Genomic DNA, 13,529 nt, shown 5'->3' on the forward strand with positions numbered 1-13,529 from the left:
CACTTGTGAATTTAACTGAAGCTAACTTGAAGTGGTGACTTCACTTCGTCCCGTCAGTTACGAGGACGTTCGGTGGGCGCCGGAGACGAGGCGGTACGCGAGCGCCGTGCTGCCCAAACTCGGCATCTACCACCCAGCTGTGCCCGCTGGCATTGCCGAACTGGTCTTGGACCTACCTCCGTCGGTTCTGGCGGACGCCGAGTCCGCCGGCCGCGAAATCACCCGATTCGATGCCGAATTCGGAAGTGAAATCGCGCCATTTGCCGCCGTTCTGCTGCGGTCGGAGTCCGCCGCCAGCTCGCAGATCGAAAACTTGACCGCATCAGCGCGGGCTATCGCCGAGGCCGAACTATCCGGCGCGAAAACAAAGCGCAACGCCGGGATAATCGTCGCCAACACCGCAGCGATGCAAGCGGCGGTCGCCCTCTCCGACAACATCGACGCCGACGCGATCCTGGCGACGCATCGCGCGTTGATGGTTGACGAGCCGCGCCACACGCCGGGAAAGTTTCGCACCGAGCCGGTGTGGATCGGCGGCGGCTCGACTCCCATCGGCGCGACCTTCGTCGGCCCGTCTTACCAGAAGATCCCCGACGCGATCAGCGACTTGATCGCCTTCGCGCAGCGGGCCGACGTGCCGACGTTGCCCCAGATCGCCGTCAGTCATGCCCAGTTCGAGACCATTCACCCCTTCACCGATGGGAATGGACGTACGGGCCGGGCTTTGGTACAGGCCATGCTGCGCAACAAGGGCCTCGCCCGCCAGGTGACGGCGCCGATTTCAGCTGGGCTGTTGGCCGACACGGACGCATACTTCGCCGCTTTGACGAGCTATCGAGCTGGTGACGCCGCGCCGATTGTCAGACGCTTCTCGAAGGCGACCCTTCTAGCTATCGCCAACGCACGACAACTGGTCGCGGAACTTCGCAGTATCCGGCAGTCGTGGAACGACGTGATCACCGCGCGGTCCGACTCGGCGGTGTGGAAAGTCGCCGATTTGTTGATCCGCCGACCGGTGGTGAACGCTGTGCTGCTGGCACAAGAGTTGGGCATCGACTCCACCAATGCTCACCGCTATCTCAACCCGCTCACCCAGGCGGGAATCCTCGTCGAGACGACAAACGGACCCCGCAACCGAGTGTGGCGGTCGCCGGAAGTGCTCGCGGCGCTCGACGCTTTCGCCGACCGCGCCGGCCGGCGCGGCTGACGCGCGGTTTTCGCGGGCGGTAGTTGACCGCCGGGCGACACGAAGGGCATTCGAAAAACTCGGTGTCCGTCGGCTGCCGCCGTGGACGAGTCCGTCAGCAGCGCCAATAGCCGCTGACGTGAGTCCCGTTCTTCTTCGTGTAGCCGTTTACCCACGTGCAACCGACGTTGGGCGCGTTCACATTAGGAGGGTTGGGCAAGTCGATACCGCCAGGCGGAGGCGCACCAGTCGGCGTCGGCGTAGCGGGGGTGGTGCTGGCAGACGTCGACGTAGTGGGCGTAGTCGTCGCCGCGCAGTACTGCGACTGCGGATAGTCCACGCACAGTTGCCGGTCGACATGTGTCCACTGGCCGGCAGTGCACATCGAATAGGTCCCGCCCGAGTCAGGCCTGATTGCCCCGGTCTGGCAGTCGGCATGGGCGATTGGCGCGCCGAAGCACGCGATGAGACCGCCGGCCACGACGACGCCGGCCTGGACGACTGAAATGATACGCACGTACCAGAACTTACCAAGACCGTGCCGAGGTAGCTGGCAAACGGACAACAAAGTGTCTGCAAGATACCTCCTTCGCGCCCCGGGAAGGGGAAATGCGCGGATCATAGCGCTGGCGTCCCGGTGTGTTGATGCGATCTGATCGGCGTGGCGCGACTCGTCTGGCCAGATGCCATACCGGCAGCACCGCCGCGGCAGTGGGCCAGACGAAGTTCGTGGTGGTCCTCAGTCGCGAGGTAGGTCGTCGCCGACCGCATCCTCCTCGCCCCGATCCTCCGCACTATCGAGAGGATCTTCGGACGTGTCGTTGAGGTTGTCGAGGTAATGCCGAACGGCGATGACTGCTTCATGCTCCCTGAAGTCCGGCTCATGCGCGTCCGGGGCATGAATCGCGCCCTGCCATGCATCAGCGCTGCGGTATGCCTCGATAGCCGCAAGCACCTCACTGGGTGTGCGGTGCGGGTACTCATCGGTGACTAGGCCGGGGTTGTCGCCGTCCCCAAATGCTTTGGCCAGCAGTTGCTCAGGAGTGGCCGCCTCCAATGACCGCGCGATCGCGAACACCGGGTACGGCCTACCGCCCCAGACACCCTTGAGAGAGTGCGTTCCGAGGAGATATGCCGCACGGCCGCGCTGGGTCTTGTCATCGTTGTAGTGCTTGAACAGCAGGTGAGCGACCTCGACGGTCAGCACGAAGTAGCTACGCGCCGCGAACTTGAGGACGCGGAATCCAGTGTCGATGCTCGGACCGACGAAGTCCGTTGCGAAGTTGATCGCGAAGTTCCCAGTTGTATCGGCGCTGTTGAGCGTTGCTTCGTTCGTCTCCTCCGCGTCGATCTGCGATCCTTCGTCGGAGGTCTGGATGGTGCGGGGGATCGCAACCCGGCGGTCTGGTGCAGGGACGGTCGCTAAGAACGCGCCGCCCTTAAGCGTCATTGGTGTCTTCCCCAGCAAGTGTTGGATCTCGAACTCGAGCATCGTGGCTGTCCACGCGTCGATGGCGTCGCTGCACTCTTGCTCTGATTGGATCCTGAACGAGAAGATCAACTCGTCGCCAATGGCCTTCCACAGCGAGAGACGGTCCCTCAGAACCGGATATGACTCGTTGATCTTGTTTGCCAGTAGCGAGGGGAATTCGCTGTAGAAGGCGAGGAAGGTCGCAATCCATCCGCCCTCGCTCTTCTGCTTGAACTGGGTCGAGTTCTGCAGATCGCAGGAGAGGAAAAGTATGGATCCGTCTTGATTGAGGCCAGCCGCCATCAGGTGAGAAGGCCGAGATACTCGGCGCGGACCTTCGCCGCCGGGACTGACACCCCGAAGTGCTCAGCGACGGTCACCAGGTTGCAGTCCTGCCGGACGAACACATCCTTGAAGTGGTTCGCAGGCATCAGGAGGTTCGATGCAAACACGTTTGCCTGAGTCTCGGCGACGTTGCGGCCTAGCCGGGCGAACATGGATGTCCGCTCACCGATGCGATGACTTTTGGGGGCTCGGTAGTGCAGGAAGTAGTGCCCGAGCTCATGGGCAATCGTGAACCTGTCACGCAGCCGCGAGGTGTGCGTAGGGATGATTACGGTGAAGTCGCCTGGCTCCCGCACTTCGAGCGATTCTGCGCGGTTGTCGACCTCGATCTCACCACCAAGCTTCTTGAGCAGTGCATGCACATCGACATAGCCATGTTCGTTGATGACTTTGTGTTCATGTGCGATCTGCTCGGCGTACGTCGCGATCGCCGAGTACGACAGCCTCGATCGCGGCGCCTCTACTGCACCCTCACTCATCACGCTCATCGCGTCTACCTCCACCGCAATCATCCCGCATTGATAGGCGTCTCTTAGTACGAGTTGCATCGCACCTGCGCCGGCTCTTGGACGGGGTGTCCGGGGTATTGGGTTATCGGTACTGCGGAGACTAGCGCGCCAGGCCGCCCATCATGACGACCTCAGCTTACGGCGAGGCGCTGACATGTGCGGGAGTTCGGAAGCGGCCGCTTGACGACGGTTCCCGCATCAGCCTCATACGGTAGGGCGCAGTTTCATATTCGTACTTGTCTTCCCCTGCGCCCCCGGCACGACTCGAACGTGCGACCTAGGGATTAGAAGGCCCTTGCTCTATCCACCTGAGCTACGGAGGCAATGCGCAGGTCAGTCTATCGAATCGCGAAAAAGCAAGCGGCACAGGCGACACAACCTCCCCGAAAGATGTTTAAAGCAGCTAGGAATCGGTTATGGTGTGAGCCTCGACACACGTACAACATCGGCCGGTAATCGGTCGTTAACCGCAACGAGGCGTGTGCCTGACGTCGAGGGGTGGGCTTGGTTATGTGCTTGGCCAGTGTGACTTCGCGGTGCTCCCAGGTGAGCAACGAGGCGTTGCGACAGGGCGCGCAGCTGGCGGCTGGCGCTAAGGACACCTACCGGGCCGGTGCCCTGTTACTGCGCGGATCCCCATTCGCCGTCGGCTGGGTGGCCGGCTGGCTGGCCACCGAATTTCCGCCTCACGTGGTGACCGGGCACGCGTTGTCCCGGGTTGCACCGACCTCGTTCAACCGGGTTGGTTCCGCGTGGGCCGCGCAACGCGCCGGCGAGGCACTGACCGCCGCGCTGGAGCACTCCTTCGGAGCGGACTTCCGCGACCTGGTGTATCACCCGACCACAAATCAGGCGCTGTTGTCGCGTCGCGGTTTGCTGCCCAGGCCCGGCCCCCACCGCCGTTACGCGGCCAAGACCTCCAACATCTCCTACGGACCCGGCGGTACCGAGCATCTGCTCGACATCTGGCGTCGTCCCGACCTGGCGCCGGGCCACCGGGCTCCGGTGTTGATCCAGGTCCCCGGCGGGGCGTGGAGCGTCAACGGCAAGCGGCCGCAGGCCTACACCCTGATGAGCCGGATGGTCGAACTCGGCTGGATCTGCGTCTCGATCAACTACAGCAAGAGCCCGCGCGCCAAATTCCCGGCGCACATCGTCGACGTCAAGCGAGCGATCGCCTGGGTACGCGAGAACATCGGCGACTACGGCGGCGACTCGGACTTCATCGCGATCACCGGCGGCTCGGCCGGGGGGCACCTGGCTTCGCTGGCCGCACTCACCCCCAACGACCCGACGTTTCAGCCCGGCTTCGAGCGCGCCGACACCACCGTTCAGGCGGTGGCGCCCTACTACGGCGTCTACGACTTCACCGACTTCGACAACATGCACGACCTGATGCTGCCGTTCCTCGAACAGTTCGTGATGAAGGCCCGCTTCGCCGACGAGCCGGAACGGTTCGCGGCGGCTTCGCCGATCTCCTACGTCCACAGCGAAGCCCCGCCGTTCTTCGTCATGCACGGTGACAAGGACGAGCTGGTCCCCAGTGGTCAGGCACGTGCGTTCTGCGCGGCGTTGCGTCAGGCCGGCGCGGCCACGGTGTCCTACGCCGAGCTGAGCAACGCCCACCACGCATTCGACATCACCCCGACGGTCCGCTCCCGGCTGGCTGCCAACGCCGTCGCCGATTTCCTCGGCGTCGTCTATGGGCGACGGGAGAGCTCGCTGCTGGATTCGCTGGCGTTGTCGGCGAATTCGGCCAGCTGACCCCTCGGACTTCGCAGTTCACTGCTTCCGGCCGCCTTGCGCGCGTGCAACCTCACTTTCACCGCCGCGTCAACCGGACTAGCGTTGTGTTGGCGTCGGTGGCGGGTGATAGCAGGAGGTTCGATCAGCGGTGAGGTGTCGAGAATTCCGGCTCGCGGGGGATCGTGACCATGACTGAATCCGCCGGCGCGGTCGGGTTGTCCGAGGAGCTCGGGCCCGTCGACTATCTGATGCACCGTGGGGAGGCGAACCCGCGAACCCGGTCGGGCATCATGGCGCTGGAGCTGCTGGACAGCACGCCGGACTGGGACCGATTCAGGTCCCGTTTCGAGAACGCCTCCCGAAAGGTGTTGCGTCTGCGGCAGAAGGTCGTTGTGCCGACGTTGCCGACGGCTGCGCCGCGCTGGGTCGTCGACCCCGACTTCAACCTGGACTTCCATGTGCGCCGGGTTCGGGTCTCCCAACCCGGGACACTGCGCGAAATCCTGGACCTCGCCGAGGTGATGCTGCAATCGCCGCTGGACATCTCGCGTCCGCTGTGGACGGCCACCCTGGTCGAGGGTCTGGCCGACGGCACCGCGGCGACCCTGCTGCACCTGAGCCATGCGGTCACCGACGGTGTCGGCAGCGTCGAGATGTTCGCCGAGATCTACGACTTGGAGCGCGACCCGCCGCCACGGCCGATGCCACCGCAACCGGTGCCGGAGGACCTGTCCCCGAACGACCTGATGCGCCAAGGGATTAACCACCTGCCCATTGCGATCGTCGGCGGTGCGCTGGGCGCGTTGTCCGGCGCGGTTTCGGCGGCCGGTCGAGCGGTCATGGATCCGTTGTCGACGGTGTCGGGGGTGGTGGGCTACGCGGTGTCGGGGGCGCGAGTGTTGAACCGCGCCGCCGAACCGTCGCCGTTGCTGCGCCGGCGCAGCCTGACCACCCGCACCGAGTCCATCGACATCCGGCTTGCCGACCTGCACAAAGCCGCGAAGGCCGCCGGCGGTTCCATCAACGACGCCTATCTGGCGGGTCTGTGTGGCGCACTGGGGCGTTACCACGAAGCGCTCGGGGTGCCGGTCAGTACGTTGCCGATGGCGGTGCCGGTGAACCTGCGGGCCGCCGGCGACGCTGCCGGCGGCAACAACTTCACCGGCGTCAATCTCGCGGCGCCGGTGGGCACCGCCGACCCGGTGGCCCGGGTCAAGAAGATCCGCGCGCAGATGACCCAGCGTCGTGACGAACCTGCGATGAACATCGTGGGATCCATCGCGCCGGTGCTCAGCGTGCTGCCCACCGCGGTGCTGGAAGGTATCACCGGCTCGGTGATCGGATCGGACGTACAGGCCAGCAATGTGCCCGTCTATCCCGGCGATACCTACATCGCCGGCGCGAAAGTGTTGCGGCAGTACGGCATTGGACCACTGCCCGGCGTGGCGATGATGGTGGTACTGATCTCGCGGGGCGGCTGGTGCACCATCACCGTGCGCTACGACCGGGCCTCCGTGCAAAAAGACGACCTGTTCGCTCAGTGCCTGCTCGAGGCATTCGACGAAATCCTTGCGCTGGCCGGTGATCCGGCCCCGCACGCGGTCGCCGCGTCGTTCGAAGCGCAGCAGGCGGTGTCGTCGTGAGCGCCGCGGACGAGAAGGACGAGGGCCGTTCCAAGGATCTGCGGCTGCCCGGATCGGTGGCCGAGATCATGGCCAGCCCATCCGGGCCGAAAGTCGGCGCGTTCTTCGACCTCGACGGCACGTTGGTGGCCGGGTTCACGGCCGTCATCCTCACTCAGGAGCGGTTGCGTCGCCGCGACATGGGCGTGGGCGAGCTGCTGAGCATGGTGCAGGGGGCGTTGAACCACAGCCTGGGTCGCATCGAGTTCGAGGAGCTGATCAGCCGGGCCTCCATGGCGCTGGCCGGACGGCTGCTGACGGATCTGGACGAAGTCGGCGAGCGTCTGTTCAACCAGCGCATCGAGTCCCGGATCTACCCGGAAATGCGGGAGTTGGTTCGCGCCCACGTGACCCGCGGCCACACCGTGGTGCTGAGTTCGTCGGCGCTGACCATCCAGGTCAATCCGGTCGCGCGCTTCCTGGGCATCACCAACACGCTGACCAACAAGTTCGAGACCAACGACGACGGGTTGCTCACCGGCGGGGTGATCAAGCCGATCCTGTGGGGGCCGGGCAAAGCCGCTGCGGTGCAACGCTTTGCCGCTGAGCACGATATCGATCTGAAGGACAGTTACTTCTACGCCGACGGTGACGAGGACGTCGCGCTGATGTATCTGGTCGGCAATCCGCGACCCACCAACCCCGAGGGCAAGATGGCCGCGGTGGCCAAGCGCCGCGGGTGGCCGATCCTGAAATTCGACAGTCGCGGAGGTGTGGGTCTGCGGCGGCAAATCCGCACGCTCGCCGGCTTCGGTTCAATGGTTCCCGTCGCCGCGGGTGCCTTCGGGTTGGGTCTGCTGACCCGGAACCGACGGCGAGGCGTCAACTTCTTCACCTCCAACTTCTCCCAGGCGGTCCTCACGGCCACCGGAGTGCACGTCAATGTGATCGGTAGAGAGAACCTCACCGCCCAACGTCCCGCAGTCTTTATCTTCAATCACCGCAACCAGGTTGACCCGATCATCTCCGGCGCGCTGATCCGCGACAACTGGGTCGCGGTGGCCAAGAAGGAACTCGAAAAAGACCCGATCATGGGGCCGTTGGGCAAGCTGCTGGACGGAGTCTTCATCGACCGCGACGACTCCGCCGCGGCGATTGAGACATTGCAGACGGTGGAAGACCGTGCCAGGAACGGACTCTCGATCCTGATGGCGCCCGAGGGCACCCGACTGGACACCACCGAGGTCGGACCCTTCAAGAAGGGACCGTTCCGCATCGCGATGAAGGTGGGGATTCCGATCGTCCCCATCGTCATTCGCAATGCGGAGTTCGTCGCGTCGCGAAACTCCTCGGTGATCAATCCAGGCAAGGTCGACGTCGCGGTCTTTCCGCCGATCCCGGTCGACGACTGGACTCTGGACACGCTGCCCGACCGAATCGCCGAAATCCGGCAGCTTTACCTCGACACGCTGGCGGACTGGCCGGTCGACGAGTTGCCCGTACCCGACTTGTACAGCAAGCCGACGAAGAAGGCTGCGCCGCCTGCGGTCAAGAAGGCGGCGAAGAAGGCTCCCGCCAAGAAAGCTCCCGCCAAGAAGGCTCCGGCCAAAAAAGCACCGGCCAAGAAAGCGCCGGCGAAGAAGGCCCCCGCCGAGAAGGCTTCGGCGGAAAAGGCCGCGGTGAAAAAGGGTGCCGCCAAGAAGGCCTCGCCGAAGAAGGCCTCCGCAAAAAAGGCACCTGCCAAACGCGCACCGGTTCCGAGAGCAACACCCGATATCACCGTGCACGAATCCACAGTCGACCTCAAAGGTGTTGCGACACAACAGTCGGACTCCGGTCAGGCTGACGCCGTCGACTCGTCGGATTCCATCTGAGGACTGCCGTGACCAAACCGGCCGCCGACACCAGCGCAGTCCTGACCGCCGAAGACGCATTGGTGCTCGCATCGATGGATACGCCGGTCGAGACGCAACTGGTCATGGACTGGCTGGGCCAGCAGCGGGACCGCTGTCCGGAGACCGACTTCGACGTGCTGCAGTTGCCGCCGGACAACGCTCAGCCGTCGGCATTGGGCGCACTGGTGGAAAAGCTCGAATCCGGGGATGACCGGTCGATCGTGCCGGTGCGGGTGTTCTGGTTGCCGGCCGCCGACCGCGGCCGGATTGCCAAGGTAACGGCACTGCTGCCAGGCCGAGATCCCTACCATCCCAACCAACGTCAGCAGCGACGCATCTTGCGGACCGAGCCGTGGCGCGCGCGAGTGGTGGCCGGCGAATCGGCCAGGGTGTCCGAACTTCGCGAGCAGTGGCACGAAACCACCGTCGCCGAGAGCCCCGAAGGATTCGCGCAGTTCGTCGCCCGCCGCGCGGTCTTGGCACTGGCCCGCGCCGAATACCGGATTCTGGGACCGCAATACAAGTCGCCTCGGCTGGTGAAGCCGGAAATGTTGGCGTCAGCGCGCTTTCGCGCCGGACTCGAGGCGATCCCCGGCGCTACCGTCGAGGAAGCCGGCCAGATGCTCGACGAACTGGCGACCGGATGGAGCCAGGCATCGGTAGACGTGATCTCGGTGCTGGGCCGGTTGCTCAGTCGAGGATTCGACCCCGAGTTCGACTACGACGAGTACCAGGTCGCGGCCATGCGTGCCGCGCTGGAAGCCCATCCGGCGGTGCTGTTGTTCTCGCACCGGTCCTATATCGACGGCGCGGTGGTGCCGGTGGCGATGCAGGACAACCGATTACCTCCGGTCCACATGTTCGGTGGCATCAACCTGTCCTTCGGTGTGATGGGGCCGTTGATGCGCCGCTCGGGCACGATCTTCATCCGGCGCAACATCGGCGACAACAAGCTCTACAAGTATGTACTCAAGGAGTACGTGGGCTACATCGTCGAGAAACGGTTCAACCTCAGCTGGTCCATCGAGGGCACCCGCTCCCGCACCGGAAAGATGTTGCCGCCCAAGCTCGGTCTGATGAGTTATGTGGCCGATGCCTACCTGGATGGACGCAGCGACGACATCTTGTTGCAAGGCGTCTCGATCTGTTTCGATCAACTTCACGAGATCGCCGAATACGCGGCCTACGCCCAGGGCGCGGAGAAGACGCCCGAAGGTTTCAGCTGGCTGTACAACTTCATCAAGGCGCAGGGCGAGCGCAACTACGGCAAGATCTACGTCCGCTTCCCCGAAGCGGTGTCGATGCGGCAGTATCTCGGTGAGCCGCACGGCCCGATGGCCCATGACGAGTCCGCCAAACGTCTTGCGCTGCAGAAGATGTCGTTTGAGGTGGCCTGGCGGATCTTGCAGTCCACTCCGGTGACCGCGACCGGCCTGGTGTCGGCCTTGCTGCTGACCACCCGGGGTTTGGCGCTCACGCTGGATCAGTTGCACCACACCTTGCAGGACTCGCTGGACTACCTGGACCGCAAGCAGACGCCGGTCTCCACCAGTGCGCTGCGGCTGCGTTCGCGCGACGGTGTGCGCGCCGCCGTCGACGCGTTGTCCAACCGGCACCCGGTGACTCGCATCGACAGCGGCCGGGAACCGGTGTGGTACATCGCACCCGAGGACGAGCACGCTGGCGCTTTCTACCGCAACTCGGTGATCCACGCTTTCCTGGAGACTTCGATCGTCGAACTGGCGCTTGCGCACGCCCGGCACGCCGACGGCGATCGGGTGGAGGCGTTTTGGGCGCAGGCGATGCGGTTGCGCGACCTGTTGAAGTTCGATTTCTATTTCGCCGATTCGGCTGCCTTCCGCGACAACATCGCCGAAGAGCTTGCCTGGCACCAGGATTGGGAGGCGCACGTCGCGGCGGGCGGTGAGAAGATCGAGAAGATCCTCTATGCCAAGCGGCCGCTGATGTCGGACGCGATGCTGCGGGTGTTCTTCGAGGCCTACGAGATCGTCGCCGACGTCTTGCGCGATGCCCCGGCCGACATCGGCGCGCAGGAACTGACGGACCTGGCGCTGGGAGTGGGTCGGCAGTATGTGGCGCAGGGACGGGTGCGCAGCAGCGAGTCGGTGTCGACGCTGTTGTTCGCCACGGCCCGCCAAGTCGTCGCCGACCAGGGTCTGATCGCGCGCGGGCCAAACCTGACAGAACGGCGCGAAGCGTTCCGGCGCGAATTGCGCAACATCCTTCGGGACTTCAGCTACGTCGGGCAGATCGCTCGCGCCCGGTTCGTCGAGCGGGAAGTCAAGGCCCGGCAGCAGCGGCTGGCAGCGCAGCGAGACACCGCCTAGCGAAGTTGTCCACAGTCGCGACTTTCTCCACAGCCTGACGCAGTCCCCGTGCCCGTCGGCGCGATTTCGTCGGTGGCAGCGAGCTGAATGGTCTTCAGCACGGATGCGGCCAACCAGTCGCCAGAACACGGAATGCACATGAAGGGATGTCGAGCAATGTTCGAGACAACGCTGACCATCGTCGGTCACATCGTCAACGAGCCGGTCCGCCGGCGAGCAGGCAACGAGGAGTTCATCAAGTTCCGGGTGGCGAGCAATTCGCGCCGACGGACCGCCGACGGCGCGTGGGAACCGGGGAACTCGCTGTTCGTCACCGTCAACTGCTGGGGCCGGCTGGTCACCGGTGTCGGTGCCGCGCTGGCCAAGGGCGCCCCGGTGATCGTGGTCGGTCACCTCTACACCAGCGAGTACGAGGACAAAGAGGGCAACCGCCGTTCCTCCACCGAGATGCGTGCGACGGCGGTGGGCCCGGATCTGGCGCGCTCGATCGTGCGCATCGAGAGGCCGAGTTACACCGGTCCGGCGCCAACCGAGGCTCCGACCGAAGTCGTCGCGGAAACCGAGAACGCGGAGCCGCCGGCCGACGTCGAGGCCGGGCGCACTCCGTTGCCACTGTCGGCCTAGCGTTCGCTCGCGGTGCATAGGATGGTCCGCGGATATTTCACGGAGAACTTCCTGCAGACCAGAAAGGCAACACCGCGGCATGGCTGAGTTCATCTACACGATGAAGAAGGTCCGCAAGGCGCACGGCGACAAGGTCATCCTCGACGACGTCACGTTGAGCTTTTACCCCGGCGCCAAGATCGGCGTCGTCGGCCCCAACGGGGCCGGAAAGTCGAGCGTCTTGCGGATCATGGCCGGATTGGACAAGCCGAACAACGGTGACGCCTTCCTGGCCAACAACGCGACCGTCGGCATCCTGTTGCAGGAGCCGCCGCTGAACGAGGACAAGACCGTCCGCGGCAACGTCGAAGAGGGGCTGGGCGAGATCAAGGTCAAGCTCGACCGCTTCAACGAGGTCGCCGAGCTGATGGCCACCGACTACTCCGACGAGTTGATGGAGGAGATGGGCCGGCTGCAGGAGGACCTGGACCACGCCGACGCCTGGGATCTCGACTCCCAGCTGGAACAGGCCATGGACGCGCTGCGCTGCCCGCCGCCGGACGAACCGGTCACCAACCTGTCCGGCGGTGAGCGTCGCCGCGTCGCGCTGTGCAAGTTGCTGTTGTCCAAGCCCGACCTGCTGCTGCTCGACGAGCCGACCAACCATCTGGACGCCGAAAGCGTGCAGTGGCTCGAGCAGCACCTGGCCAGCTACGCCGGGGCGATCCTGGCGGTCACCCACGACCGTTACTTCCTGGACAACGTCGCCGAATGGATCCTGGAACTCGACCGCGGCCGGGCCTACCCCTACGAAGGCAATTACTCGACCTACCTGGAGAAAAAGGCCGAGCGGATCGCGGTGCAGGGCCGCAAGGACGCCAAGCTGCAGAAGCGGCTGCAGGAGGAGTTGGCCTGGGTTCGCTCCGGCGCCAAAGCCCGCCAGGCCAAGAGCAAGGCGCGGCTGCAGCGCTACGAGGAGATGGCCGCCGAGGCGGAGAAGACCCGCAAGCTCGACTTCGAGGAGATCCAGATCCCGGTCGGGCCGCGGCTGGGCTCCGTCGTGGTCGAGGTCGATCACCTCGACAAGGGCTTCGAAGGCCGCACGCTGATCAAGGATCTGTCCTTCACCCTGCCGCGCAACGGCATCGTCGGAGTCATCGGCCCCAACGGGGTCGGCAAGACCACGCTGTTCAAGACCATCGTGGGCCTGGAAGAACCAGACAGCGGCACCGTCAAGGTCGGCGAGACCGTCAAGCTGAGCTACGTCGACCAGACCCGCGCCGGCATCGACCCGAAGAAGACGGTGTGGGAAGTGGTGTCCGACGGGCTGGATTACATCGAGGTCGGCCAGAGTGAGGTGCCGTCGCGGGCCTACGTGTCGGCGTTCGGGTTCAAGGGCCCCGACCAGCAGAAACCAGCAGGCGTGCTGTCCGGTGGGGAACGCAACCGGCTGAATCTGGCGCTGACGCTCAAACAGGGCGGCAACCTGATCCTGCTCGACGAGCCGACCAACGACCTGGACGTCGAGACGCTGAGTTCCCTGGAGAACGCGCTGGTGAATTTCCCGGGTTGTGCGGTGGTGATCTCCCACGACCGCTGGTTCCTCGACCGGACCTGCACGCACATCCTGGCCTGGGAAGGTGACTCCGACAACGAGGCGAAGTGGTTCTGGTTCGAGGGCAACTTCGGCGCGTACGAGGAGAACAAGGTGGAGCGGCTGGGTGCTGAGGCGGCGCGTCCGCACAGGGTGACCCACCGCAAGCTGACACGGGACTAGTGTCAGCTCTGCCACCTCAGATGGATC

10 protein-coding genes and 1 tRNA gene are annotated in these 13,529 nt (G+C 64.6%); 7 read left to right on the forward strand and 4 right to left on the reverse strand.

Annotated elements, in window-relative coordinates:
• Positions 1-34: 34 nt before the first annotated feature.
• Positions 35-1,207 carry a Fic family protein gene (locus tag AC5Y4D_RS18170; protein ID WP_499945607.1) on the forward strand — a complete coding sequence of 391 codons (1,173 nt, stop codon included), beginning with the start codon at positions 35-37 and terminating at the stop codon, positions 1,205-1,207.
• A gap of 94 nt (positions 1,208-1,301) precedes the next feature.
• Here AC5Y4D_RS18170 and AC5Y4D_RS18175 read toward each other — a convergent pair whose 3' ends face one another.
• The 4 genes from AC5Y4D_RS18175 to AC5Y4D_RS18190 form a co-directional block, all read right to left on the reverse strand.
• Positions 1,302-1,703, reverse strand: a complete 402-nt coding sequence (locus tag AC5Y4D_RS18175) for a hypothetical protein (RefSeq protein ID WP_499945606.1) — start codon at positions 1,701-1,703, stop codon at positions 1,302-1,304.
• A 222-nt stretch (positions 1,704-1,925) separates the two neighbouring features.
• Complete coding sequence (locus AC5Y4D_RS18180; protein WP_499945605.1) at positions 1,926-2,960, reverse strand: hypothetical protein; 1,035 nt, start codon at positions 2,958-2,960, stop codon at positions 1,926-1,928.
• On the reverse strand, positions 2,960-3,514 hold the full coding sequence (locus AC5Y4D_RS18185) for an ImmA/IrrE family metallo-endopeptidase (protein ID WP_499945604.1): 555 nt from the start codon (positions 3,512-3,514) through the stop codon (positions 2,960-2,962). The genes AC5Y4D_RS18180 and AC5Y4D_RS18185 overlap by 1 nt, the downstream gene beginning before the upstream one ends.
• Positions 3,515-3,760: 246 nt before the next feature.
• Positions 3,761-3,834: transfer RNA gene (locus tag AC5Y4D_RS18190), tRNA-Arg, on the reverse strand.
• 187 nt (positions 3,835-4,021) lie between these two features.
• Between AC5Y4D_RS18190 and lipQ the strand changes: the two genes are divergently transcribed.
• The 6 genes from lipQ to ettA all read left to right on the forward strand — a co-directional run bounded on the left by lipQ (position 4,022) and on the right by ettA (position 13,502).
• Positions 4,022-5,275 (forward strand): esterase LipQ, encoded by a 1,254-nt coding sequence (gene lipQ, locus AC5Y4D_RS18195; RefSeq protein ID WP_499946834.1) that lies wholly within the window; start codon positions 4,022-4,024, stop codon positions 5,273-5,275.
• Between the two features lie 170 nt (positions 5,276-5,445).
• Positions 5,446-6,900: a WS/DGAT/MGAT family O-acyltransferase gene (locus AC5Y4D_RS18200; protein ID WP_499946835.1), complete on the forward strand. Its 1,455-nt coding sequence runs from the start codon at positions 5,446-5,448 to the stop codon at positions 6,898-6,900.
• A complete protein-coding gene (locus AC5Y4D_RS18205; protein WP_499946836.1) occupies positions 6,897-8,753 on the forward strand; it encodes an HAD-IB family hydrolase in 1,857 nt (618 codons plus the stop codon). Before AC5Y4D_RS18200 ends, AC5Y4D_RS18205 begins: the two co-directional genes overlap by 4 nt.
• Positions 8,754-8,761: 8 nt before the next feature.
• On the forward strand, positions 8,762-11,122 hold the full coding sequence (locus AC5Y4D_RS18210; protein WP_499946837.1) for a glycerol-3-phosphate 1-O-acyltransferase: 2,361 nt from the start codon (positions 8,762-8,764) through the stop codon (positions 11,120-11,122).
• 156 nt (positions 11,123-11,278) lie between these two features.
• Positions 11,279-11,746, forward strand: coding sequence for a single-stranded DNA-binding protein (locus AC5Y4D_RS18215; protein ID WP_499946838.1), 468 nt, complete (start codon positions 11,279-11,281; stop codon positions 11,744-11,746).
• A 79-nt stretch (positions 11,747-11,825) separates the two neighbouring features.
• A complete protein-coding gene (gene ettA / locus AC5Y4D_RS18220; protein WP_499946839.1) occupies positions 11,826-13,502 on the forward strand; it encodes an energy-dependent translational throttle protein EttA in 1,677 nt (558 codons plus the stop codon).
• The last annotated feature ends 27 nt before the right edge of the window (positions 13,503-13,529 follow it).

The organism is Mycobacterium sp. NGS67, assembly GCF_059812185.1.

Excerpts from the sequence above, each read along its gene's own strand:
- ettA (WP_499946839.1), top strand. The coding sequence starts at position 11,826 with ATGGCTGAGTTCATCTACACGATGAAGAAGGTCCGCAAGGCGCACGGC.
- lipQ (WP_499946834.1), top strand. The coding sequence starts at position 4,022 with ATGTGCTTGGCCAGTGTGACTTCGCGGTGCTCCCAGGTGAGCAACGAG.
- AC5Y4D_RS18185 (WP_499945604.1), bottom strand. The coding sequence starts at position 3,514 with ATGATTGCGGTGGAGGTAGACGCGATGAGCGTGATGAGTGAGGGTGCA.
- AC5Y4D_RS18200 (WP_499946835.1), top strand. The coding sequence starts at position 5,446 with ATGACTGAATCCGCCGGCGCGGTCGGGTTGTCCGAGGAGCTCGGGCCC.
- AC5Y4D_RS18215 (WP_499946838.1), top strand. The coding sequence starts at position 11,279 with ATGTTCGAGACAACGCTGACCATCGTCGGTCACATCGTCAACGAGCCG.
- AC5Y4D_RS18180 (WP_499945605.1), bottom strand. The coding sequence starts at position 2,960 with ATGGCGGCTGGCCTCAATCAAGACGGATCCATACTTTTCCTCTCCTGC.